The 22,811-nt window shown below is 71.2% G+C and carries 21 protein-coding genes; 7 read left to right on the plus strand and 14 right to left on the minus strand.

From position 1 onward, the window contains the following. Positions 1-33: 33 nt before the first annotated feature. The 4 genes from FJ091_05740 to FJ091_05755 form a co-directional block, all read right to left on the minus strand. A complete protein-coding gene (locus tag FJ091_05740; protein MBM4382854.1) occupies positions 34-2,901 on the minus strand; it encodes a transglycosylase domain-containing protein in 2,868 nt (955 codons plus the stop codon). Between the two features lie 511 nt (positions 2,902-3,412). Then, positions 3,413-4,315: an SDR family oxidoreductase gene (locus tag FJ091_05745; protein ID MBM4382855.1), complete on the minus strand. Its 903-nt coding sequence runs from the start codon at positions 4,313-4,315 to the stop codon at positions 3,413-3,415. Between the two features lie 5 nt (positions 4,316-4,320). Next, on the minus strand, positions 4,321-4,713 hold the full coding sequence (locus tag FJ091_05750; GenBank protein ID MBM4382856.1) for an MAPEG family protein: 393 nt from the start codon (positions 4,711-4,713) through the stop codon (positions 4,321-4,323). Between the two features lie 26 nt (positions 4,714-4,739). After that, positions 4,740-6,041: an MFS transporter gene (locus FJ091_05755; GenBank protein ID MBM4382857.1), complete on the minus strand. Its 1,302-nt coding sequence runs from the start codon at positions 6,039-6,041 to the stop codon at positions 4,740-4,742. Between the two features lie 117 nt (positions 6,042-6,158). On the opposite strand from FJ091_05755, the gene FJ091_05760 reads away from it, so the two are divergent. The 5 genes from FJ091_05760 to FJ091_05780 all read left to right on the plus strand — a co-directional run bounded on the left by FJ091_05760 (position 6,159) and on the right by FJ091_05780 (position 11,041). Next, a complete protein-coding gene (locus tag FJ091_05760) occupies positions 6,159-7,460 on the plus strand; it encodes a M48 family metallopeptidase (protein MBM4382858.1) in 1,302 nt (433 codons plus the stop codon). Next, a complete protein-coding gene (locus FJ091_05765) occupies positions 7,457-8,395 on the plus strand; it encodes a tetratricopeptide repeat protein (GenBank protein ID MBM4382859.1) in 939 nt (312 codons plus the stop codon). Before FJ091_05760 ends, FJ091_05765 begins: the two co-directional genes overlap by 4 nt. Before the next feature lie 13 nt (positions 8,396-8,408). After that, a complete protein-coding gene (locus FJ091_05770; GenBank protein ID MBM4382860.1) occupies positions 8,409-9,113 on the plus strand; it encodes an iron-containing redox enzyme family protein in 705 nt (234 codons plus the stop codon). Positions 9,114-9,196: 83 nt separating this feature from the next. Then, entirely contained in the window at positions 9,197-10,405 is a 1,209-nt protein-coding gene (locus FJ091_05775; GenBank protein MBM4382861.1) for a CoA transferase, read from the plus strand. A gap of 27 nt (positions 10,406-10,432) precedes the next feature. Next, a complete protein-coding gene (locus FJ091_05780; GenBank protein MBM4382862.1) occupies positions 10,433-11,041 on the plus strand; it encodes a DUF1134 domain-containing protein in 609 nt (202 codons plus the stop codon). Positions 11,042-11,502: 461 nt separating this feature from the next. Here the strand turns inward: FJ091_05780 and FJ091_05785 are convergent, their stop codons facing one another. The 6 genes from FJ091_05785 to FJ091_05810 all read right to left on the minus strand — a co-directional run bounded on the left by FJ091_05785 (position 11,503) and on the right by FJ091_05810 (position 16,778). After that, the gene (locus FJ091_05785) at positions 11,503-12,504 is read right to left on the minus strand and encodes a phosphotransferase family protein (GenBank protein MBM4382863.1); all 1,002 of its coding nucleotides are present in this window, start codon (positions 12,502-12,504) and stop codon (positions 11,503-11,505) included. Between the two features lie 5 nt (positions 12,505-12,509). Then, complete coding sequence (locus tag FJ091_05790; protein MBM4382864.1) at positions 12,510-12,896, minus strand: hypothetical protein; 387 nt, start codon at positions 12,894-12,896, stop codon at positions 12,510-12,512. Positions 12,897-12,985: 89 nt separating this feature from the next. Continuing rightward, the gene (locus tag FJ091_05795; protein ID MBM4382865.1) at positions 12,986-13,969 is read right to left on the minus strand and encodes an RNA polymerase sigma factor; all 984 of its coding nucleotides are present in this window, start codon (positions 13,967-13,969) and stop codon (positions 12,986-12,988) included. A gap of 69 nt (positions 13,970-14,038) precedes the next feature. Continuing rightward, positions 14,039-15,118 (minus strand): LLM class flavin-dependent oxidoreductase, encoded by a 1,080-nt coding sequence (locus FJ091_05800; protein ID MBM4382866.1) that lies wholly within the window; start codon positions 15,116-15,118, stop codon positions 14,039-14,041. 5 nt (positions 15,119-15,123) lie between these two features. Beyond that, positions 15,124-15,594, minus strand: coding sequence for a hypothetical protein (locus FJ091_05805; protein MBM4382867.1), 471 nt, complete (start codon positions 15,592-15,594; stop codon positions 15,124-15,126). Next, on the minus strand, positions 15,591-16,778 hold the full coding sequence (locus FJ091_05810; protein ID MBM4382868.1) for a CoA transferase: 1,188 nt from the start codon (positions 16,776-16,778) through the stop codon (positions 15,591-15,593). Before FJ091_05810 ends, FJ091_05805 begins: the two co-directional genes overlap by 4 nt. 113 nt (positions 16,779-16,891) lie before the next feature. Between FJ091_05810 and FJ091_05815 the strand changes: the two genes are divergently transcribed. Further along, positions 16,892-17,599 (plus strand): class I SAM-dependent methyltransferase, encoded by a 708-nt coding sequence (locus tag FJ091_05815; protein ID MBM4382869.1) that lies wholly within the window; start codon positions 16,892-16,894, stop codon positions 17,597-17,599. 46 nt (positions 17,600-17,645) lie between these two features. Then, positions 17,646-18,452: an enoyl-CoA hydratase/isomerase family protein gene (locus FJ091_05820; GenBank protein ID MBM4382870.1), complete on the plus strand. Its 807-nt coding sequence runs from the start codon at positions 17,646-17,648 to the stop codon at positions 18,450-18,452. Here FJ091_05820 and menE read toward each other — a convergent pair. From menE to menB, 4 genes are read right to left on the minus strand one after another with little or no spacing between them, the layout of a single operon-like run. After that, the gene (gene menE / locus FJ091_05825) at positions 18,432-19,940 is read right to left on the minus strand and encodes an o-succinylbenzoate--CoA ligase (GenBank protein ID MBM4382871.1); all 1,509 of its coding nucleotides are present in this window, start codon (positions 19,938-19,940) and stop codon (positions 18,432-18,434) included. The genes FJ091_05820 and menE overlap by 21 nt on opposite strands. Beyond that, positions 19,937-21,052, minus strand: a complete 1,116-nt coding sequence (gene menC, locus FJ091_05830; GenBank protein ID MBM4382872.1) for an o-succinylbenzoate synthase — start codon at positions 21,050-21,052, stop codon at positions 19,937-19,939. The genes menE and menC overlap by 4 nt, the downstream gene beginning before the upstream one ends. Then, complete coding sequence (locus FJ091_05835) at positions 21,022-21,936, minus strand: 1,4-dihydroxy-2-naphthoate polyprenyltransferase (GenBank protein MBM4382873.1); 915 nt, start codon at positions 21,934-21,936, stop codon at positions 21,022-21,024. The genes menC and FJ091_05835 overlap by 31 nt, the downstream gene beginning before the upstream one ends. Continuing rightward, the gene (gene menB, locus FJ091_05840) at positions 21,924-22,775 is read right to left on the minus strand and encodes a 1,4-dihydroxy-2-naphthoyl-CoA synthase (GenBank protein MBM4382874.1); all 852 of its coding nucleotides are present in this window, start codon (positions 22,773-22,775) and stop codon (positions 21,924-21,926) included. Before menB ends, FJ091_05835 begins: the two co-directional genes overlap by 13 nt. Positions 22,776-22,811: the final 36 nt, after the last annotated feature.

Raw genomic sequence — 22,811 nt, forward strand, 5'->3', positions numbered from 1 at the left:
CGCGGAGATAGCTCGAAGCGAACGTCGTGTGCCTCAGTGCGCCGCGATTCGCTCCGGCGCCGCGAGCGCGTCGCTCGCGATCGGCGCGGCCCCCACGAGCGGGGCGATCGCCGGCGAGAGCGCACGCAGCACTTCCAGCGGCAGCGCGCTCGTGAACTTGTATTCGGCGGCGGATTCGCCCGCGACGTACGCGGTGACGACGCCGAAGTGGCGTTCGCCGATGATGAACGTGAACACGGCCGACCGGTTCAGCACGCGCTCGCCGGTCTTCACGCCGCCGCGCGAGAAGGTCTTGAAGCGGTGGTCGCCGGTGCCCGTCTTGCCCGCGATCGGGATGAGCGCGCCGTCCGCGCTCTCGAACGTCTTCGCGACGCGGCGCGCGGTGCCGTTCGCGACGACGTCGCCGAGCGCGCCGCGCACCGCGCGCGCGACATCTTCGTTCAGCACGCGCACGGCATTCACGTCGCCTGCTGCGAAGTTCGTCTCGTACGGCGTCGCGGTCGCGAAGGCGAGCGCTTCGACGCGGCGCTCGCCGAAGCGAACACCGCCCGAGGCGAGGATGCCCATCAGCTCGGCGAGCGTCGCGGGGCGATCGGCGGAGGAGCCGATCGCGGTCGCGTACGAGGGCACCAGCGAGTCGAACGGGTAGCCCACGCGCACCCAGCGCTCGTGGATGCGCAGGAACGCGTCCTGCTCGCGCAGCTCGTGGAGGCGGCGCTCGCGCGCGCGCTCGTTCTTCGTCTTGAACAGCCACTCCGAGGCTTCGAGCCGCGCACGGTCGCCGGCAGTGATCAGGTCTGCGCGCGACGCGGCGGGGTTCGCCCAGAGCTGCTGCGCGGTCCACAGCTCGAGCGGCTGCACGCCCGCGAGCCAGCCGCGGTCGGAGAGGCTCAGCTCCGCGGGATCGAGCACTTCGTAGAGCCGGCGGCGCGCGTCGGCGCTGAGCGCGATCGCCTGCGGCGCGCGCGCGAGCAGCTCGGCCTCGAACCAGGCGCGCTCGCCGCTCGGGTTCACGCTGCGCAGGATCGTCGCGACACGCTTCGGTGTCGGCTGCTTGCGCGCGACGAGGCGCGAGATCAGCTCGTGACGCGAGGCGTCCGCGAGCCGGCGATGCGCGCTCGCGACGATGCTGCGCCCCTCCTGATCCGCGTAGCGCAGCAGCGCGCTGTGGCGCTCCGCGGGCGTCTCGGCGCGCGCGATGCGCGCAGCCTCGTAGCGCGCGAGGTCGCGCATCATGCGCACGAAGGGCAGGTTCACCGAGCGCCGGAACGCCTCGCGCACGCTCAGCACGCGCGTGTTGTCGCTCGCGTCGAAGTTCGCGAAGTGGTGCACACCGCCGCCGGTGAAGAAGCGCTCGTGCGGGCTCGCGGAGTAGCGGCCATCGAGCGCGGCTTCGAGCAGCTCGGGCAGCGTGAGCTCCGGGTTCGCCGCCAGCTCCGACACCGCGAACTCGGTGAGCGGGTCGGGGAGATGGCTCGCATAGAGCGAGTCGCGCAGCGCAGCGAGATCTTTCGGGCTCTTGCCCGCGTGCTCGGCGTGCAGCTCGGCGAACACCTCGAGGTAGCTGACGAGCGTGCGCAGCTTCGCGGTGGAGCCGAGGTCGAGCTTGATGCCGTCGTTCACGTCGAGCTCGGCGCCGAGGCTGTCGGCGTGCACCCGTAACAAGTTCCCGCGCGGCGTCTGCTCGTAGAGGGTGAAGGCGTAGACGACGCCCGCCGGGTCGCCGCTCGCGAGCGCGTTCTTCTGGCGCAGGCCGAGCGCCTCGACCGCAGTGGGGCTCGCGAGCTCGCGCAGGCGCCGCGTCACCTCCGCCTGCGCGCGCGCGTCGAGCGTGGTCGCGACGCTGAGATCGAGGCGATCGAGCTCGTACGGCGACGCGCCGAGCGTCGTGCCGAGCCAGGCGCGCAGCCTCGTCACGCCCTTGCCCGCAGCGACCGCCTCCATGTCGCGGTGGCCGCGCGCGAAGCGCAGCGCTGCCGCGAGCGCGGCGTCGCGCAGCTCGGGTGTGATCACCCCGTCGCGCGCGAGCGCGCGCAGGTGCTGCGCGGCGAGCTCGTTCAGCGCGGTTTCGTCGCCGTGCAGAAGGCCCGTGGGGCGACGCGCCGAGAGCACGAGCGAGAGCGCCTGCCGGAACGCGAGGCCGCGCGCAGCCGCGTCGTCCAAGTTGTCGGGGGAGGCGCGCAGCAGCTCGGCCACGCGCGCGGGGTCGGCGTCGTAGTAAGCGCGCAGTCCGTCGCCCACGCCGAACACTTCGCCCCACTCGGGCGTCGCCGAGAGCGGCAGCGTGTTCAGGTACGTGAGCGCCAGCGCGCGGCGCTGCGAGGTCGTGTCGCGCCCCTGCGCGTAGGCGCGCACGCTAGCCGACGCGATCTGTCGCAGCTTCTCGCGCGGCTCCGAGGTGAGCCCGCCCGGCGAGTGGCGGTACTTCTCGATCTGCGTCGCGAGCGTGCTGCCGCCCGGCACGTTGCCGCCGGCGCCGAGCCGCCTCCCGCCGAGATCGAGCGCGGCGCGCGCCAGGCGGTCCCATTCGACGGCCGGGTTCGCGTAAGGCCGATCTGCGCCGAGCAGCTCGCGGTTCTCGACGTAGAGCAGGCTCCGTAACAACACGTCCGGGATCGCCTCGAAGCTCTCGAAGCGGAAGCCCGGGTCCTCGAACGCGAAGAGCGTGTCCCCGTGCGCATCGAGCAGGCGCAGGCCGGCGGCGTCCTTCTCGGCGTAGGGCGGCGTCAGGCCGAGGCGTTCGGCTTCGCGCAGCTCCGGCGAGAAGCTCGCTTGCGACGCGATCGCGAAGCCATCTAGCCAGAGCGCCTCCGCGAAGGTGGGAATGCGCGAGTAGCCGAGGCGCGTGTCGTACGGGCCGGCGTTCGGGAACGCGATGCTGCGGCTTGCACCGGGCACCACGTCGTGCGTGAGCTTCTCTGCGTACCGCGTTGCGAGCAGCGACTGCAGCGTAGACGAGCGCGCTTCGTACGCGACGCCCGCAAGCGCTCGCGCCCGCGGCGAGCGCGAGCCACATCCACAAGGGGGGACGCCATCCGCGCCGCGTCGTCGCGAGCGCTTCGGTTCGCGCAGCAGTCGTGAGGGTGGGATCGGCGGCCATGCGTGAGCTTGATTCTGCGATGCCGGACGCTTGGACCGTGCAACCCGCGCCGGGCGCGAGGGTCGCGCGGGCCCATACATAGGTGGCTGCGAGGGGCTTCCGTGTGGCAGTCCGCTGCGCTCGTGAAGCCGGCTGAGCGCGCTCACGTGGAACTGCACGTGGGAGTGGGGGTTGCTGCCGCATCCTGCGAGGGCTCCTGCCACGCCGCTGCGGGGGAATTACCTCCGCGCTGCCGTAGGTGAGACGCGCGCGCCGCCGCGGGGATTCGCACCGGGCGCGAAGGCGAGCGCTTCGCGAGAGGCAACTCCGGCGCTACGTACCGTCGGGCTTCTTCGTAAAGCGCTGGTAAGGCGAGCCGGAGAAGTCGGTGGTCAGGTGGAACCCGTTCCACGGCGTGAGGCCCGCGTGGCCACCGGGCTCGATCAGGCGGAATTTCTGGAACTGCGCACCGCCGTCGACCTTGATCGTCTCGCCCGTGATGAATGCCGCCGCCGGCGAGAGCAGGAACACGATCGCGGCGGAGACTTCGCTCTCGGTGCCGAGGCGTGCGGCGGGCTGACGCACGGCTTCGTCGGCGGTGCGCTGCTGCACGTCGGGTGTGTAGGTGAGCATCCCGTTCGACAGGATCGTGCCGGGCGCGATGCAGTTCACGCGCACGTCGCTGCGCGCCCACTCCATCGACATGGTGAACGTCATGTTCTCGATGCCCGCGCGCGCGGCGGACATGTGGCCCATGCCCGGATAGCCCGTCCAGATGTCGGCGAGCATGTTCACGATCGCGCCGCCGTGGCTCTGCATCCACGCGCGATAGGCGGCGCGCGAGACGAGGTAGGTGCCGTTCAGGTTGAGGTCGATCACGGTGCGCCAGCCGTTCGGCGACATCTCCGCGAGCGGCGCGACGAACTGCCCTCCCGCGTTGTTCACGAGCCCATCGAGGCGACCGTGCCGCCCTAATACTTCGGCGATCATCGCCTCGATCGCTTTCTCGTCGCGGATGTTCACCGAGACGGTGCTGCACTTGCCGCCGGCGTCGGCGATCTCCTGCGCGGTCTTGTCGAGCAGCTCTTGCCTGCGCGCAGCGATCACGACCTGCGCGCCGAGCGACGCGAGCTCGTGCGCCGTGCAGCGCCCGAGGCCGGTGCCGCCGCCCGTGACGAGCACGACCTTGCCTGCGAACAGGCCGGGCCGGAAGACGGAGTCGAACTTGCCCGGCATGCGCGTTACAACGCCTTCACGATCAGCGCGATGGCCGCGACCATCGTGACGAGGCCCGTCAGCACGGCGCCGCCGATGCGCAGCGGCTCGTTCACCTTGTCCTTCTTCAGCCCGAGCGGGTGCGCGATGCGCGCGGCGAGCAGCGCCGCGCCGAGGCCGTGCAGCAGCGTGCTGCCCGCGCCGTTCAGCTCGAGCAGGCCGATCAGGAGCAGCGCGAGCGGCACGTTCTCCGCCCAGTTGCCGTGGCGGCGAATCTTCAGCAGCAAGTCGGCGTTGCCGCCGTCGCCGATCGAGATGCCGAGCTTCCCGCGCGTGGGGCCGATGCCGGCAGAGAGCGCGAAGCCGAGGATGGCCTGAATGCCCGCGTAGAGGCCGGTGATCGGAACGGCGAGATCCATGGCGATTCTCCCGAGTTGTTAGGGGGTCAGGGGCGCCGCGCGGCGAGCTCCGCGCGAAGCTGCGCGTGGCGGGCGGAAGTGATCGGGTAGTTCCACACCAGAAGCAGCCCGATCAGATAGAGCACGCCGGGGCCGGCGGAGTAGAAGATGCGCAGGCCGAGCAGCTTGTCGGGCGGGTTCACGCCATCGGTCTGAAAGCCGATCAGCGCGAGCGAGCCGAACGCGATGAACTGCCCGAGCGCGACGATCGCCTTCACCGCGAGCGACCACGCCGCGAAGAACAGCCCTGCGCGGTCTTCGCCGCTCTCGATCGCGTCGAGGTCCACCACGTCGGCCTTCATCGACGAGGGCAACGCCGTGAGCGCGCCGGAGCCGATGCCCGAAGTCATCAGGACCGCGAGCATCAGCTTCTCTTCGCCATGCCCGACGAGCATGTAGAGCGACGTCGCGAACACCATGAATGCCATGCCGCACATCCACGCCTGGTGCTTCTCCATGCGCTTCGCGAGCAGGCCCCACAGCACGATCCCGCCCATCACGAAGGGGATGTACGCGATCAGGTTCGACATGCCGGCGCCGGCGGAGCCGACGATGTGGCGAACGAAGAACGGGTACATCACGCCCTGCAGCGCCGGGCCGAGGCCGACGATGGTGAAGGCCGCCAGCAGGCGCAGGAACGGCCCGTTGCTCAGCATCACGCGCAGGCCCTTCAGCACGGGGATCGAGGCGGCGCCCTGCCCGGTGTCGGGCACGAAGAACGCGATCCCGAGCATCGCGACGGGCAGCAGCACCGCGGTGTAGGTGGCGACGAGCTCGAGTGCGGGCCCGGGCTTCGGATCCATCCCGAGTACGAGCGTCGGCACCGTGACGCCGACCCAGAAGCCGCCCGAGCCGGCGAACGTGCGCCAAGTCGTTATGCGCGTGCGCTCGTGATAGTCGGGAGAGAGCTCCGCGCCCCAGGCGTAGTAGGGGATGTTGATCATCGAGAATCCGAGCCAGAACAGGACCATCCAAGTCGCGAAGTAGGTCGCGTCGACCTCGCTGGGCGGTACGAACAGGCGCCACACCGCGAGCATGTACACGGGCGTGCCCGCGATCACCCAAGTCTTGCGGCGGCCGAGGCGCGCGCGCGTGCGATCGGAGAGGAAGCCGACCGCGGGGTCGATCGCGACGTCGAGCAGGCGCGCGACGAGCACGATCAACGCGACGTCGCCGAGCGCGACCCCGAGCTCTGCGTAGCGGAAGCCGAGGAACAGAGTCATTAGGTTGAGCGCGCCCATGACGGGCAATTCGAGCGCCGCGTACGAGAAGAGCTGGCGGACCGGCACGCGCCCCGCGCTCAGGGCGCTGGCGACAGGTTGACTTGCCGGATCGGTCCTCTGTGCTGCGCTCATTCGAGCACTCTACATCGACGCCGCAGCGAGCCGCGCAGATAGACTGCGCCGATGCGCCGTTCGCTCGCTCTCGCACTGCTCGCCTCGGTCGTGCTGCTCGCGAGCACGGCGTTCGCGCAGGAATCCACCGCCGCGCGCCTTCCGCTGATGGAGCAAGAGCTGGCCGAGCTGCGCGAGCCGGTCGCCGTGCCAGAGCCGACGCCCGAGGCGGTGCGGCTCTATCGCACGAGTCATTGGGTTTTGGCCGCGAGCATTGCGATCGATGCGGCGATCCCCGCGCTGATCCTGTGGAGCGGCCTCGCCGTCGCGCTGCGCTCGCGCATCGAGCGCGCGGTGAAGTGGTGGCCGCTCGTCGCGGGTCTGTTCTTCGTCGCGTACGTCGCGGCCGACTGGCTGCTCTCGCTCCCGTTCTCGTACTACCGCGGCTTCGTGCGGCTTCACGAGTACGGGCTCTCGAACCAGTCGCTCACGGTGTGGCTGCGCGAGCGCGCGATCGGCCTCGGCGTCGAGGCGCTCGTCGGGATGCTCGTGATCTGGGTGCCGGTGCTGCTCGTGCGCAAGCTGCCGCGGCTGTGGTGGCTCGCGACCGGCGCGCTGCTCGTGCCGTTCGTGACGCTCGTCGTGTTCGTGAAGCCGATCGCGATCGACCCGCTCACGGACGACTTCGGCGCGATGAAGAGCCCGCAGCTCGAGGCGCGCATCCTCGCGCTCGCCGAGCGCGCGGGGATCGAGGGCGCGCGCGTGTACGAGGTGAACAAGAGCGCAGACACGAACGCGGTGAACGCCTACGTCACGGGATTCGGCTCGACCAAGCGCATCGTGCTGTGGGACACGCTGCTCGCGAAGCTCGCCCCCGAGCAAGTGCTGGTGGTGATGGGTCACGAGATGGGCCACTACGTGTTGGGGCACGTCGTGCGCGGCATCGTCGTCTACTCCGCGCTGCTGACGTTCGCGCTGCTGCTGATCCACCTCGCCGCGAGCGCCGTGGTGCGCCGCCGCGGCGCGAAGCTCGGCCTGCGCGGCCTCGCCGATCCCGCGGCGCTGCTGCCGCTCGCGATGCTCTTCGCCGCGCTGCTCGGTCCGCTGCTGATGCCCGCGGCACTCGCCTACTCGCGCCACAACGAGCGCGAGTCCGACCGCTTCGGCCTCGAGATCACGCGCGACAACCGCGCGTGCGCGGAGGCGTACGTCGCGATGCAGGCGAGCAACCTCGGCTACCCGCGTCCCGACGCGTGGGTGCAGTGGCTGCGCGGCTCGCATCCCTCGCTCGGCGAGCGCATCGACTTCTGCAACACGTACCGCCCGTGGGAGCGCGGCGAGGCGCTGCGCTACGAGCACCTGTTCCGCGAATGAGCGCCGCGTACTCGTTGCGGACGCTCGCGTTCGCCGCGCTGCTCGGAGGATGCATGGCGCTGCCGCTCGCCGATCTCGACTCGCTGTGGGACTACGACAAACCCGCCGAGAGCGAGGCCCGCTTTCGCGCGCGCCTCGTCGAGATCGCGGACGACGCGGATGCGTCCCTGGAGACGCGCACTCAGCTCGCGCGCGCGCTCGGCTTGCAGCAACGCTTCGAGGAAGCGCACGCGGAGCTCGATCGCGTCGAGGCGAGGCTGAACACGCGGCAGGGGAGGGCCTCGCCGCGCATCCGCGCGCGGCTGCATCTCGAACGCGGCCGTGTGCTGCGTTCGAGCGGGAAGGCAGCGGAGTCGCGTCCCGAGCTCGAGCGCGCGCTCGCGGAGGCGGACGCCGCGGGCGAGGAGTTTCTCGCGTGCGACGCGCTCCACATGCTCGCGATCGTGGCGCCGCTGGAGGAGCAGGTTGCGGCGCACACCCGCGCGATCGAGCGCGTGTCGCGAACGCGCGACGAGCGCGCGAGGCGCTGGCTCGCGCCGCTCACGAACAACCTCGCCTGGGCGCACCACGACCGCGGCGAGTACGCCGAGGCGCTCGCCACTTTCGAGCGCGCCGTGCCGCTCTTCGAGGCGCGCGGGGGTGCGAATGAAGTGCGCATCGCGCGCTGGAGCGTGGCGCGCGCGCTGCGTTCGCTCGGGCGCTGCGAGGAAGCGCTGCCGCAGCAGCTCGCGCTGCTCGCGGGGCACCGCGCCGCCGGCAGCGAAGACGGCTTCGTGCACGAGGAGATCGCCGAGTGCTTACTCGCGCTCGGCCGCGGCACCGAGGCGCGCGCGCACTTCGCCGATGCGCACCGCCTGCTCTCCCGAGACGCGTGGCTCGTGCGCGACGAGGCCGCGCGGCTCGCGCGGCTGAAGCAGCTCGCGGAGGCGCCGTGATAGCTTCGCGCACATGGACGCCTCGAACCGCGCATTCATCGACGAGCTCGTTACGGAGATCCGCGCCCGCCGCAGCTTCGGTGGTCATCCACTCTGGCACGCGATCGCCGCAGGCAAAGTCTCGCGCGAGGGGCTGAAGATCTTCGCGCGCCAGTTCTACCTGCAGGTGAACGAGTTTCCCCGCGCAGTCTCGGCGCTCCACGCGAATTGTCCGTACTCGGATCTGCGCCACGAGCTCGCCGAGAGCGTGTACGAAGAAGAGACGGGGCGAATCTCGGGCTGCAACCTCCCGCACCCGCGCCTGTTCGGCCTGTTCGCCGCGGCGGTCGGCGTGCCCTGGGAGTCCCTAACAACCAGCGAGCCGCTGCCGTCCACCGCAGCGCTGATCCACTGGTTCGAGAACTCGACGCGCAACCGCCCGTTCCTCGAAGGCGCCGCCGCGATCCAGCTCTCGGCCGAAGGGCAGGTGCCCGGCGCATTCGGCCCGTTCGCGCGCGCGCTCGAGAAGCACTACGGGCTCTCGAAAGAGGCCGTCTCGTTCTGGGACGTGCACGAGATCGCCGATCGCGATCACGCCGACGTCGGCGATCACGCGGTGGGCCGCCATGCGAACGGCGATGAGGTGCGCGCGCGCATTCGCGCGGCGGTGCGCCAATCGCTCGCCGCGTGGTGGGGCTTCTTCGACGGCATCGAGCGCGAGATCGCGCGCGCGGCCTGAATCCGTCGACTCAGCTCGGTTCGGCTCGCGGCAGCGCCGTCGCAGCAGGCGTAGCATCGGCGCCGTCGTGGAGGAGGCTTGCCATGCCCGGACCGCTAGACGGCATCCGCGTCGTCGAGATCGCGCAGGAGATCCAAGGCCCGTACGCGGCGATGCACCTCGCCGACCTCGGCGCCGAAGTCATCAAGGTCGAGACGCCGAAGGTCGGTGATCTCTCGCGCCACATGAAGATCAAGCTGATCGCCCCGACCGGCGCGGAGAATCCCGAGTTCAGCCACTACTTCCTCGCGATGAATCGCGGCAAGAAGAGCATCACGCTCGACCTGAAGAACGCGGCGGCGAAGGAAGTGCTCTGGCGTCTCGTCGAGCGCGCCGACGTGCTCGTCACCAACTACCGCCCCGGCGTGCTCGACCGCCTCGGCTTTCCCTGGGACGAGCTGCAGCGCCGCAACCCGCGCCTCGTGTTCGCGCAGGGCTCGTCGTGGGGACCGCGCGGGCCGTGGAGGACGCGGCCGAGCCGCGACACGCTCGCGCAGGCCGTCGGCGGCCTGATGGCGAAGACGGGGCCCGACTCGGGCGAGCCGCACGCGGCGGGCGCGCTCGTCGCCGATCACTCGGGCGCGCTCACGCTGTTATCAGGGATTCTCGCCGCGCTGTTCGCTCGCGAGCGCACGGGCCGCGGCCAGCGCGTGGACGTCTCGATCTACGGGACGGTGCTCGCCCTGCAGCCGATGGAGCTGAACTTCAGCTCGCTCTCGGGCCTCGAGACGCCGCGCGCCGGGCGCGGCCACCAGTTTCTTCACGGCGTGTGGGGCGCGTTCGCGACGAAGGACGGGCACATCTGCCTCGCGGGCGTCGACGACAAGCGCTGGCCCTCGTTCTGCGACGCGATGGGCATCGCGCATCTGCGCGACGACCCCGCGCACGACAACGTGACGCGGAACTATCACGGCTACGCCACCGCGAAAGTGCTCGACGAGATCTTCCCCACGCGCACGACGGCGGACTGGATGGAGCGCCTCACCGCGATCGACGTGCTGGCCGCGCCCGTCGCGAGTTATCAGGAAATTCTGGCCAGCGAGCAGGCCGCCGAGAACGGCTACCTGACGCACATGCAGCACCCCGATCTCGGCAGGATCAAGATCGTGGGCTCGCCGATCGGCCTTTCTGAGACGCCAGTCACAGTCTCGGGGCCGCCTCCCGAGCTCGGCGCCAACACCGAAGAGATCTTGCTCGACGCCGGCTACAGCTGGGAAGAGGTCGAGGCCTTGCGCGGCAAAGGCGCGACGTGAAGCTCTCCCCATCACGTGGGTGAGCTCATGCGTGCGACCAGATCGCGAGCGTTCGGCATCGGCATCTTGATCGGCATGGTTGTCATGGCCGGCTGCGCCTCGAGCGGCGGCGGCAGCCAGGCGCAGCGCAACGAAGATCGCACCGTCGGCAACAGCACCTACTCCGAAGACACCGTGCTGCGCCAAGCCGAGGGCGTGTTCGGTGAAGGCGCCGAAGGCATCGGCGAGCTGATCGCGCGCGCCTTCAAGAGCTACGGCCGACCCAACGCGATCATCCGCGGCGAAGAAGGCGGCGGCGCGGTCGTGTTCGGCCTGCGCTACGGCAAAGGCCAGCTCTCCTACGCCGGCGGCGGCCAGCGCAAGATCTACTGGCAGAGCCCGTCGCTCGGCTTCGACGCGGGCGGCAACGCCGCGAAGACCTTCATCATGGTCTACAACCTGAAGAGCACGCAGGACCTCTTCCAGCGCTACCCCGCCGTCGACGGCAGCCTCTACTTCGTGGGCGGCGCCGGCCTCAACTACAACCAAATCGGCGACACCGCGCTCGCCGTCATCCGCGTCGGCGTCGGCTGGAGAGCCGGCGTCAGCGTCGGCTACCTGAAGTTCACGCCCGAAGCGAGCGCGAATCCGTTCTGAGGTCTTAGGAGCGCCCGCCGCCGCAACTACGCCCTCGCCCAACTCGAAAGTGAATCCAGGGCGCCTCGATGGCGCCCTGGATTCACCCACCCCCACGCCCAACGCTGCGCGACCTAACAAGCGAGATCGCGGCACGAGACCGCACCCCCGAGGAGCGCAGGGGCGGGACGGGGGGTCTGGCGCGGAGGGCCGTAGCCATCACCCGGGAGGCACGCCTCGCTGCGCGTGCGCACGTCGGGCACCCGCGTACGCCCACACCTCCAGCCAACCGGCGCGCGGGCGGACGCGCATCACCCACCCGAATGCCCGCACCTCTCACCGGCTGCACTGCACCCAAGTGAAGGCCCGCAGCGCCACGGCCCCCTCCCGCCCCGAGCGGGACCACGAACGAGCCGCGTCTTCTCCGACTCCTCGGCGGCGAGTCTTCGACGCCGCCGATCCTCAGTAACAACTCGCTCCCGCTAAGCCCCGAACCCCCGCCTCAGCAGCATCAGCGTGTCGTACTCGAGCTCCGCCACGCGCCGCCCGGAAGCCGCGAGCACGATCGAGGGCACCGAGCCATCGAGGTGCTGCTTCGCTTGGCCCGCGAGCCCGAGGCCCCAGCGCAGCGTCCCCTGCGCCTTCCACCATTGAAACCGCGCCTCGTCCCACTCGCCGCCCGCTTCCTGATAGCCCGCGCGCATGTCGGCCACCGATCCGAAGCCGCCGACTTCGAGCGCGTCATTGCGGAAGCGCCACATGCGCTGCACGACCCAGCCGCAGTCCTCCATCGGATCGCCGAGGTGGCAGCCTTCCCAGTCGAGCGAGGCGCGCAGTCCGTCAGCGCCGACGATGAGGTTGCCGTTGCGGAAGTCGCCGTGAACGACGGTGATGCGCTTCGGCGCCGGCGGGATGTTGCGCTTCAGCCAGTTTAAGCAAAGCGTGAACGCGGGCGAAGGCTGCAACAACTCGTCGATCGAGCGGCGCGATACCGCGAGCGCGGTCTCGAGCGGATGCCCCGCTGGCCGCGGCACGAGCGGGTGCGCTCTCGCGGCGTCGGCGGAGTGAAGGCGCGCGAGCGCGGCACCGCATTGCCGCGCCATCTTCGCGCCGAGGCCCGGCGTCTTCTCGACGAGGCGCAGCACTTGGCGCGGAATCGTCTCGCCCGCGATCTGCGTCGTGATGAAGAACGGTCCGCCGACACACGACGTGTCGCTGGTCGCGAAGTGCACGTGCGGCACCGGCATGCCCGCGGCCTCGGCGAGCTGCAGGTTCGAGGCCTCCACCTCGATCGGGTTCAGCTGCATCGCCGCGAACGGCACGATCGTGGCGACGAGCTTCGTGCGCTCGCCGCCCGCGACCGCGTCGAACAGCATGTTGCGCCGCCGCGCGCCCGCCGAGGCCTGCGTCATGTTCTCGATCGCGACCTGCTTGCCCCACTGCTGCGAGAGGAACGCGGCGAGCCCCTTCGACGTCTCGTCGATCACGCTCATCGGAGCTGCTCCCCGGCGAAGTCGTAGTCGTCATGTCCCGGCTTCGCGATCGCGAGCTTGCCGCGCACGATTTCGAGCAGCGCCGGGAACGCTCGCCGCTCGAGCGCCGCGTCGTGGCCGGCGTCGAGGCGCGCACACAGCGCCGCGCTCAGCTCGCGCGCGCCGCGGCCGCCCGCGGGCTCCCCTAACACCTCGGTGAGCAGCGCAATCTCGCGCGCTTCGTGCGCCGGCCCGAGCTGCGCCTCGCGCTCGAGGATGCGGCACAGATTCCCCGCGACGCGCACGTTGTGTTGCAGGCCGCCCTTCGTGGCGGCGAGCACGTCGCCCTCGAGTAAATCCGCGATCGTTGCGAGCAGCTCGCTCGCGGTGGGCCGATCCTGCATGCGCTCTCTCCTGCAACGAGCGCGCACGATATCGCCGCAGAGCGCCCGGTTTCGAGCGCCCGCGCTCGTGCGCTCGCACGGGGCTGCGGTCAGACGCTTCGCGTGTCGTGCCTCACGCCCCAGGGCAGCGTCGTGCTCGCGATCATGCCCTCGAGAATCTGTGGCGGTTGGTGGTAGTGCCGCGTCCTCGAAGCCAGGCCCAGCGCGGCCGCCACGTGTGCGAGCGTTTCGGGGCAATAGCCGTAGCTGCGGATGCGCGACACGCGGCCGTCGACTTCCTCGAAGCGCGTGATTCCGCAGAGCCAGTCGCCGTCGCGCACGCTGGCGACCAGCCACTCGCCGCGGAACTCGCGCGCCTCCGCGCGCACTGCGCTCTCGGCGAGCGAGCTGGCGACCCACACGCCGTCGTTTCGCCGGCCGCCGCCGACCCCCATCACTTCGATCGTCACCGTCTCGAGCAGGATCGCCGTCACGCGCGCGACGTCGCGCGCGTTGAAGGCAGCCACGAAGCGGTCGACCAGCTCGCGCGAGGGCCTCCCGTGGTGAACCCGATCGGGCTCCGCGTGCAGTCGCGCGCGCCCGCGGTGCAGGGCCGCCTTCACCGCGCCGACGGTCGTCGACAGCACGTCGGCGATCTCGGCGTGCGACAGCTCGAAACCCTCCGCGAGCACGATCGCGGCGCGCTCTTGCGGGCTCGCGCGCTCGAACAGCAGCTCGCCGGCCTCGCGCGCTGCGAGAGGAGCAGAAACCTCTGCCGCGATCGACTCGGGCGCGTCGTGCGACTCGTGGCTGCGTCGACGCGCGGCGTCGATCCAGAGGTTCGTCGCCACGCGCAGCAGGTACGCGCGCGGATTCGCGACGCGGCTGTGCTCGCCATGGAGGTCTCCGCGGCCGATCGCCGCGAAACCGCGCAGCAGCGTCTCCTGCGCGAGATCCTCCGCGTCCCAGACGTTCCCGCACATCCGCAGGCAGTAGGCGTGAAGGTTCGGGCGGAAGGGCTCGAGCGTGTCCACGTAACGAAACCACGCAGCTCGCAGCGCGCGGGCCAGCTCGTCGGTGACGGGCTCCAGCATCGTGGGCACCTCCCTCACGAAGACGGCCAGGCGCTCCCTCGGGATACGGCCGACCTCGAAAAATCGTGCTCACCGCACCCCCGGCATCACCTCGCTCGCGAGCCGCTGCGCCGCTGCAGCGGCTTCCTTCGGGTCGACGCCCGCGGTGGCGCCGATCAGCACGAGCTTCGTGAGACCCAGGCCGACGAGCTCGCGCAGGCGCGCGATGCACGCGGCGGGCGGACCCACCACCGCGAAGCGGTCCACGAACGCGGGCGAGAGCAGGCCCGCCTGCGCGGAGTCGCCGCGCGTGTGCTGCGTCATGTGGTAGCCGCGGTGCACCGAGGCGAGCACTTCGCGCTGCACCTCGCTCGCGGGGCCGGCGACGCGGCCGTGCATCACGCTGAAGCGCGCGAAGGTGCTGAGGCCGCCGCGCACGAGCGTGCGCGCGACGGCGACGTCGGGGTGCGTGGCGACGTTCACGAACGCGCCGATCCGCAGCGACGCGGGATCGCGCCCCGCAGTGCGCGCGGCGTCGCGCGCCGCGGCGATGCCCCACGCGATGCGCTCCGGGTCCGCGCCCACCGCGAGCAGCACGCCGTCCGCGTGACGCGCCGCCGCCTCGATCACGCGCGGGCCGGTGCACGCCACCTCCACCGGCACCTTCGCGAGCTCGCGCGGCAGCGAGTGCAGCTTGCTCGCCTTCGGCGCGTCCGCGAGCCCTAATGACTCGACCGGCGGCGCGGCGCGTTCGTCGAAGCCGACGCGCGCGAACGCCACCTCCTCGCCGCGCAGATACGCCTGCAGCTCCGCGAGGTAGCGCTCCAGCACGGCGACGCGCGCGGGAGCGCGCCCGAGATGCGCGAGCGCCGAGTCGCCGCGCCCGATGCCGAGCACCGCGCGTCCACCCGAGATCGCGTGAACGCTCGCGATCGCGGATGCAGTCGCCGCGGCGACGCGCGTCGCCGGGTTCGTCACGCCCGTCATCAGCTTCACGCGCTCCGTCTCGCGCGCGGCGAGCGCGAGCGCGATGTACGCGTCGCCCGACAGATTCTGCGAGTCCACCACCGCGAAGCCGTCGTAGCCCGCTCGCTCCGCCCGCTGTGCCTGCGCGCCCGCGCTGCGCGCGTCGGCGACGCCGAGGGTCCAGAGCTCGAGGGGGGCAGGCATCGAACTCACACTCCTGGCTGGGAAGAACTCCTCAGCACTGCGCGCATCGCGAGGCGGTTCAGCTGCGCGGCACCGTAGAGGACGGGCGCGAAGATGCTGATCATCGCGTAGGCCCCGAGGTTCCCCGAGATCGCGTCGAACGTGTAGATGTCCGGCCGATCGCCAATCGTCAGCACGACGAGTCGCAAAAACCCGGAGAAGATGAGAACGGAGACCGGGATCGCGAGGTACGGCGCCAACCAACGCGACCAGCGCGAATCGGACGCCCAAGAGGAGCGGAAGATCAGCGCAATCAGCACGCCGGTAGTCACTGCGGCTAGAAAGCTCGCGGACCTCGTCCGCCAATCGTCGAACGGAATCACGGGGTAGTTGAAGTCCTGCACGCCCTTGTCGAACGCGAGCGCCAGGCAGAACCAGGCCGCGCCTGAAAGCGCTCCAGCGACGACGAGGCGCCGGTGGTTGGGGGTCTCTCTCACCTTCGCAGCACCTCGGCGATCTCCTCGTCCTCGAACCCCATCTCCCGCAACACCGCCTCGGTGTGCTCCCCGAGATGCGGCGGACCCTGTCTCACGTCGGTAGGTGTCAGGGAGTAGCGCGGCGGCGAGCGCAGTAGGTGGAGCGCGCCTGCGTGGGCGTCGGGCACTTCGACGAGCACGTGGTTCGCGACGGCTTGGTCGTCGGCCGTGAAGCCGGCGAGGTCGTTGATCACGCCGATCGGCGCCTCGTACTTGCGCGCGCGCTCCTGCAGCTCCGCGTTGGTGTGCTTGCCGATCTCGCCGCGGATCAGCTCGTAGAGTGCGGGCGCGTTCATGATGCGCGCGACGAGGCTCTCGAAGCGCTTGTCGCTGATCGCGTCCTCGCGGCCGAGCACGCGCATCACCGCCTCGAACTGGCGGTTCTCGATGATCACGATCGCGACGTGACCGTCTTTGGTCGGCCACGCGGTGTAGAGGCCGTCGCCGACGCCGGGCGGCGGAGGCGGCGGCTCGCCGAACAGGCGCGGACCCAACACGTCGGGCAAGAGGAAGCTCGCGAATGCGTCGAGCATCGGGACGTCGACGCGTTGGCCCCGACCGGTGCGCTCGCGCTCGAAGAGCGCTGCGAGCGTCGACCAGGCCGCGGTCATGCCGCTGGTCTTGTCCGCGAACAAGTTCGGGATCAGCTTCGGCGGGCCCGCGCCGCCGAGCACGCGCGCGAAGCCACTGCGCGCCTGGATCACCATGTCGTACGCAGGCTGATGCGCGTCGGGGCCGTCGGGGCCGAATCCGCTGATGGCGGTGTAGACGAGGCGCGGGTTCTCGCGCGCGAGCCGCTCGTAGCCGAGGCCGAGGCGGTCCATGACGTCGGGGCGGAAGTTCTCGATCAGCGCGTCGGCCTTTGCGGCGAGCTTGCGCAACACGCGCTGCCCCGCCTCCTGCTTGAGATCGAGCACGACGCTGCGCTTGTTACGGTTCACCTGCGCGAACAGGCCCGTGATCGAGCCCTTGCGCTCGCCCATCACGCGCGTCGAGTCGCCACTCGGCGTCTCGATCTTGATCACGTCGGCGCCGAGATCGCCGAGGATCTGGGCGCACAGCGGGCCCGAGATGATGGTGGAGAGGTCGAGCACGCGCAGACCGCGCAGCGGTCCGGTGCTCGCAGTTCCGATTCCGACGCGCATTTCAGCCATCTCGTTTGGGCTCCGCTCGCCTGCGGCTTCTCGAGCCGCGTTCGAACGATACGCGAATGGCGCACGCGATCGGGAAGGAATCTCGGTCGCGGTAGCGTCTCGCCATGCTCGCCCGCGAAGTCGCACTCCGAGAGTCGCTCGCCTTCGTGTCGCGCTGGCTCGCGCCAGCGTCGCGTGTGCTCGAGGTCGGCTGTGGCGCCGGCGACCTCGCCGCGGCGCTCGGCGCGGCGGGCCACCGCGTCGTCGCGATCGACGCGCATCCCGAGCGCGTGGCCGAGGCGCGCGCTCGCGGAGTCGATGCGCGGCAGGCGGCCTTCCCCGACTTCAGCGCCGACGCGTTCGACGCGGTGCTCTTCACGCACTCGCTCCATCACGTGCACGACCTCGCCGGCGCCGTCGCGCGCGCGCGCGAGTTGTTACGCCCAGGCGGGCCGCTCGTGATCGAGGACTTCACCTGGGACGAGCTCGATGCGGGTAGCGCGGGGTGGGCGTACGCCTACTTCGCTGCGCGTCGCGATGAGCTGCGCGCGCCCGAGCGCATGTGGCGTCACGACGGCGACGTGCTCGCGACGTGGCGCAAGCACTTCATCGAGCACGAGCTGCACGGCGCGAGCGCACTGCGCGCGGCCCTGGCAAGGCACTTCGCGACGGAGTCGAGCGGAGCGGTGCCGTACTTCTTTCGCTTCGCGTGCTTCTCGCTCGGCGACGCGGAGAACGGGGCCGAGCTCTCAGAGAGCGTGCTGCGCGACGAGCGCGCCGCGATCACGCGCGGCGAGCTCGCACCGCTCGGCTGGCAGCTCGTGCTGCGCTGACCCGCGCCCCGGTGCATCCTCGCGCGTTCACGACGAGGAGCGCGCGATGTCTGATCCGTATGCCGAGTACACCGAGCTGAAGTTCGAGCGCCCGAAGCCGGGCGTGCTCGCGGTCGTGCTCGACGCGCCGGGGCTCAACAGCGTGAACCAGCGCATGCACCGCGAGCTCGCCGACGTGTGGCGCACGATCGACCGCGATCCGGAGACCCGCGTCGCGTTGTTACGGGGCGCCGGCAAAGCGTTCTCCGCCGGCGGCAACTTCGACATGGTCGAGGCGATCATGGGCGACTACGCCACGCGCGTGCGCATCCTGCGCGAGGCGCGCGACCTCGTTTACAACGTGCTCGATTGCAGCAAGCCGATCGTCTCCGCGATGCATGGCCCCGCGGTCGGCGCGGGTCTCGTCGCGGGCGTGCTCGCCGACGTGTCCGTCGTGGGCCGCACGGCGCGCATCATCGACGGCCATACACGCCTCGGTGTCGCTGCGGGCGATCACGCGGCGATCTGCTGGCCGCTGCTGTGCGGCATGGCGAAGGCGAAGTACTACCTGCTGACGTGCGACACGCTCACGGGCGAGGAAGCGGAGCGCATCGGGCTCGTCTCGATCTGCGTCGACGACGCGCAGGTGCAAGAGCGCGCGCTCGCGGTGGCCGAGCAGCTCGCGAACGGCGCGCAGGGCGCGATCCGGTACACGAAGCAGACGCTGAACCTCTGGTACCGCCAGTTCGGCGCCGCCTTCGACGCCTCGCTCGCGCTCGAGTTCATCGGCTTCGGCGGCCCCGACGCGCGCGAAGGCGTCGCCTCGCACCGCGAGAAGCGCGCGCCGAAGTTCTCAGGGCCGACGGCGGAGTAGCCGGTCCCGCAGCTCTCGCCGCAGCAGCTTGCCCGCGGCGTTCCGTGGGAGCGCGTCCGTGAAGACGAACGCGTCGGGCGTCTTGAAGCGCGCGAGGCGCGCGGCGCAGTGGGCGCGCAGCGCGACCTCGTCGATCCGCGCGCTGGGGCGCGGCACGACGAACGCGACTGGCCGCGCGCCGAAGCGCTCGTCCGCGCGCGCGACCACGCCGGCTTCGAGCACGTCCGCGTGTTCGTGTAACGCGTTCTCGATCTCGGCGGGATAGACGTTCTCCCCGCCGCTCACGATCAGGTCGGTCCGGCGATCGAGCACTTCGAGTCCGCCCTCGTCATCGAGGCGGCCGACATCGCCGGTACGCAACCAGCCGTCGCGCAGCGCGCGCGAGGTCGCGACTTCATTCCCGACATAGCGAGTCATTAGGGTCTCGCCGCGCACACAGATCTCGCCCTCGCTGCCCGGGGGCGCGAGCGCGCCATCCTCGTTCATGATCCGCAGCTCGGTCCCGGGCAGCGCGCGCAGCCGCCCGCCGAGCGGCTCGCGCTTCTCGGCTGGCGCGCGCGTCGCCACCTGCGACGCCGCTTCGGTGAGTCCGTAAGTGGGCGCGATCGGGAAGCCAAGCGCTGCGGCCCGCGCGAGCAGCGGCGCGGGCGCGGCCGCGCCGCCGAGCAGCACGCAGCGCAGCCTGGGTGGAGGCGGCCGCTCGCCCCACGCGTCGAGCACGCGCGCGAGCATCGTCGGCACGAGCGACACGAGCGCGATGTGCCCGCTCGTGAGCTCGGCGACCACGGCGCCTTCGTCGAAGCGGTCGTGCAGCACCGCGCTCGCGCCGGCGAGCGTGCAGCGCACGAGAATCGAGAGGCCGCCGATGTGGAACATCGGCATGCACGCGAGCCAGCGCTCGCCGGTCGCGAGGCCGATCGAGCGCTCGTGGCCGCGTGCGCTTGCGCGCAGCGCGCGCTGCGAGAGTTCGGCGGCTTTCGCTTCGCCCGACGTGCCCGAGGTGAACAGCCACAGCAGCGCGCGCTCCTCGCCTCGAGCGAGCGTGTCCGCATGTCGAGCCGAAAGCCGTTGCCCAGAAACGTGCGTGAGCGTCGGCTCGAGGGACGGGCTCTGCGCGTCGACGCGAAACGCTGCGATGCCACAGCCTGCGGCGAGCGCGCTCGCGCGCTCGACGCTCGAGGGCTCGGCGACGATCGCGCGCACGCCGCTCGCCGCGAGCTGGCGCGCGAGCTCCGGCTCCGTGAGTCGTGCGTTCAACGCGAGCAGCGTGCAGCCGAGCGACTGCGCGGCGTGCAGCAGTAGCGCGACTTCGAGCGCACCCGCGGCGAGCAGCGCGATCGCCTCCCCCGGCGCGACGCCCTGGACGTGCAGCGCGGCTTGGAGAGCCCGCGCGCGTCTCCCGAGCTCTCCGTAATCGATGCACACGTCGCCAATCACCAGCGCCTCCGCGGCGCTGCTGCGAGCGGCTCGCTCGGCGAGCCAGCTCAAGCGGCGATCTCCCACCGCGGTGCGGTTGCGCACGCAGAGAGCGCATCGGGATCGGGCGCCACGCCGAGGCCGTCGCCCGCCGGCAGCCGCATCACGCCGCCCTCGACCGGGAGCGTGGCGAGATCGCGCGCGAGCAATGCCCCGGTTGCGAGACCGCAGGCGCGCTCGCCGAGCGGGAGCGTCGTGGCGCAGTGCAGCGCCGCGGCGACGCCGATCGCCGAGTCGAGGAACGAGGTGACGACGACGTCGACGCCGGCGTCCCCTGCACGGGCGGCGACCGCGCGCGCGGAGCGCGGGCCGCCGAGCAGCGCAGGCTTCAACACGAGCACGTCGCAGGCGCGCAGCGCGAGCGCATGCGAGATGGTGTCCACGTCGCCCGCGCCCTCGTCGAGCGCGATAGGCACGAGCGCCCGGGCGCGCAGGCGCGCGCAGGCCTCGATGTTCGCCACCGGCTCCTCGACGTACTCGGGCGCGAAACGCGCGAGCGCAGTGAGCGCCGCACTCGCCTCGACTTCCGTCCACCCGCCGTTCGCGTCGAGGCGAAGCCGCGCCTGCGCGCCGATCGCCTCTCTCAGCACCGCAACGCGCGCGACATCTTCGGCCAGGGGCGCCGCTCCGACCTTCAGCTTGAAGCTCCGGTAGCCGCTCGCCGCGAGCCGCTCGGCCTCCCTCGCGACCTCGTGGGGAGCACGGGCGGAGAGCAGCGCGTTCACGGGAACGGCTTGCCGCGCAGAGCTCTTCGCGAGGCTCGCCGCGAGCGGGACGCCGCACTCGCGCGCCGCGAGGTCGAGGAGCGCGCACTCGAGAGCTGCGCGCGCGAGCGGCGGACCGGCGATTTGCCGGGAGAGCAGGTCGCTCGCGCATTTCTGCAACAAGTGCGGCGCGGCGCGCTGCAGCCACGCCTCGGCCTGCGCGAGCGACGCGCCCGGCCAGCCCGGCAGCGGCATCGCTTCGCCGTGGCCCCTCGCATTCCTCGCTTCCAGCGTGAGCAGCACGCCTTCGCGCTGCGCGATCGCGCCGCGCGCGGTCGCGAGCGGCACGCGCAGCGGAAGCGCGAAGCGCTGAAGCGAGATCCGCTCGATCACGCCGGCCAGGCCCAGCCGATCGCGCACAGCACCCCATGTGCGAGGCCGAGCTGCGCGGTGCGCGCGAGCACGGCGTTGAGGGCAGTGCCGCGCGCGTTCGGGCCGCCGGCGAGCACAAGGCGCGCGAGTGGGAACGCGAGGCGCGCGCCGAGCAGCGATGCGAGCAGGACGGGGCGCGCGAAGACAGCCGCGCTCGCGAGCGGGGCGAGGCACGCGAGCGCGATGAGCGCGGCGTAGAGCCGCCGCGTCGCGGCGTCGCCGAGGCGCACCGCGAGCGTGCGCTTGCCCACGCGCGCGTCGCTCTCACGGTCGCGCAGGTTGTTCACGACGAGCACCGCGGTCGCGAGTGCGCCGACCGAGACCGAGGCCGCGAGCGCCTCGGGCGAGATGAGAAGCGACTGCACCCACGCGCTCCCCACGACCGCGACGACACCGAAGAACAAGAACACGAACGGCTCGCCGAGTCCGTAATAACCGAATGGGTAGTGGCCGCCGGTGTAGGCGAGCGCCGCGGCGATCGAGGCGGCGCCGATCGCGAACACGGGCCAGCCCGCGACGAGCGCGAGGCTCGCGCCGAGCGCGCCCGCGATCGCCAGTGCGGCGCCCGCGCCGCGCTTCAGCTGCGCCGTCGTGAGCCAGCCGAGCGCCGCCGCGCGCGGCGGGCCCACGCGGTCCGGGCCGTCGGCGCCGCGCTGCGCGTCGAACGCGTCGTTCGCGAAGTTCGCCGCGACTTGCAGCGCGAGCGCGCAGCCGAGCGCCGCCAGGGCGGGTAGCGCCTGCGCCCCGCCCGCGCCGAGCGCAACAGCCGTACCCACTACTACGGGCGCGGCAGCGAGAGGCAGCGTGCGCGGCCGCGCCGCGAGCCACCAGGCGCGCGGCGCGCTCGGAGTCGTAGTTGTTACGGACGCCACGGGTAGCGCGCGAAATCGGGCTGACGCTTCTCGACGAATGCGTTGCGACCTTCCTGCGCTTCCTCGCTCATGTAGAAGAGCAGCGTCGCGTTGCCCGCAAGCTCCTGTAGGCCGATCTGTCCGTCGCAGTCCGCGTTGAACGCGCTCTTCAGACAGCGAATCGCGAGAGGGCTGTGCTCGAGAATGCGGCGGCCCCACGCCACGCCGGTGGCCTCGAGGTCCGCGAGCGGAACGACGCAATTCACGAGGCCCATCTGCTCGGCCTCGCGCGCGCCGTATTGCCGGCACAGGTACCAGATCTCGCGCGCCTTCTTCTGGCCGACGCTGCGCGCGAGATAGGACGCTCCGAGGCCGCCGTCGAAACTGCCGACGCGCGGGCCGGTTTGGCCGAAGCGTGCGTTCTCGGCCGCGATCGTCAGGTCGCACACCACGTGCAGCACGTGGCCGCCACCGATCGCGAAGCCAGCCACGAGCGCGATGACGGGCTTCGGCATGCCGCGGATCAGCTTCTGCAGCTCGAGCACGTTGAGGCGCCCGATGCCGTCGCCGCCGACGTAGCCGTCGTTCCCGCGCACGCGCTGATCGCCGCCGGAGCAAAACGCGTCGGGGCCGTCGCCGGTGAAGAGGACCACACCGACGCGCGCGTCGTTCTTCGCGCGCGTGAAGGCGTCGATCAACTCGATGATCGTCTCCGGCCGAAACGCGTTGCGGACCTCGGGTCGCGCGATCGTGATCTTCGCGAGGCCTCCGCCGTCGGTTTCGAAGCGGATGTCGGTGTAGTCGCGGGCCGTCTTCCAGCCCACGGCGGGCTCGAACGGGGGCATCGGTGCGTTGGACATGGCGTCTCCTGGTGGGCGTGAAGAAAAATCGAAGTG

The sequence above is a fragment of the Deltaproteobacteria bacterium genome, from assembly GCA_016875395.1.
GTDB lineage: Bacteria > Myxococcota_A > UBA9160 > UBA9160 > UBA6930 > VGRF01.

Coding starts and splice junctions, on each gene's coding strand:
- FJ091_05795 (MBM4382865.1), bottom strand. CDS start 13,969: ATGCTGGAGCCCGTCACCGACGAGCTGGCCCGCGCGCTGCGAGCTGCG.
- FJ091_05760 (MBM4382858.1), top strand. CDS start 6,159: ATGCGCCGTTCGCTCGCTCTCGCACTGCTCGCCTCGGTCGTGCTGCTC.
- FJ091_05770 (MBM4382860.1), top strand. CDS start 8,409: ATGGACGCCTCGAACCGCGCATTCATCGACGAGCTCGTTACGGAGATC.
- FJ091_05810 (MBM4382868.1), bottom strand. CDS start 16,778: ATGCGCGTCGGAATCGGAACTGCGAGCACCGGACCGCTGCGCGGTCTG.
- FJ091_05800 (MBM4382866.1), bottom strand. CDS start 15,118: ATGCCTGCCCCCCTCGAGCTCTGGACCCTCGGCGTCGCCGACGCGCGC.
- FJ091_05815 (MBM4382869.1), top strand. CDS start 16,892: ATGCTCGCCCGCGAAGTCGCACTCCGAGAGTCGCTCGCCTTCGTGTCG.
- FJ091_05775 (MBM4382861.1), top strand. CDS start 9,197: ATGCCCGGACCGCTAGACGGCATCCGCGTCGTCGAGATCGCGCAGGAG.
- FJ091_05745 (MBM4382855.1), bottom strand. CDS start 4,315: ATGCCGGGCAAGTTCGACTCCGTCTTCCGGCCCGGCCTGTTCGCAGGC.
- FJ091_05765 (MBM4382859.1), top strand. CDS start 7,457: ATGAGCGCCGCGTACTCGTTGCGGACGCTCGCGTTCGCCGCGCTGCTC.
- FJ091_05820 (MBM4382870.1), top strand. CDS start 17,646: ATGTCTGATCCGTATGCCGAGTACACCGAGCTGAAGTTCGAGCGCCCG.
- FJ091_05780 (MBM4382862.1), top strand. CDS start 10,433: ATGCGTGCGACCAGATCGCGAGCGTTCGGCATCGGCATCTTGATCGGC.
- FJ091_05790 (MBM4382864.1), bottom strand. CDS start 12,896: ATGCAGGATCGGCCCACCGCGAGCGAGCTGCTCGCAACGATCGCGGAT.
- FJ091_05750 (MBM4382856.1), bottom strand. CDS start 4,713: ATGGATCTCGCCGTTCCGATCACCGGCCTCTACGCGGGCATTCAGGCC.
- menB (MBM4382874.1), bottom strand. CDS start 22,775: ATGTCCAACGCACCGATGCCCCCGTTCGAGCCCGCCGTGGGCTGGAAG.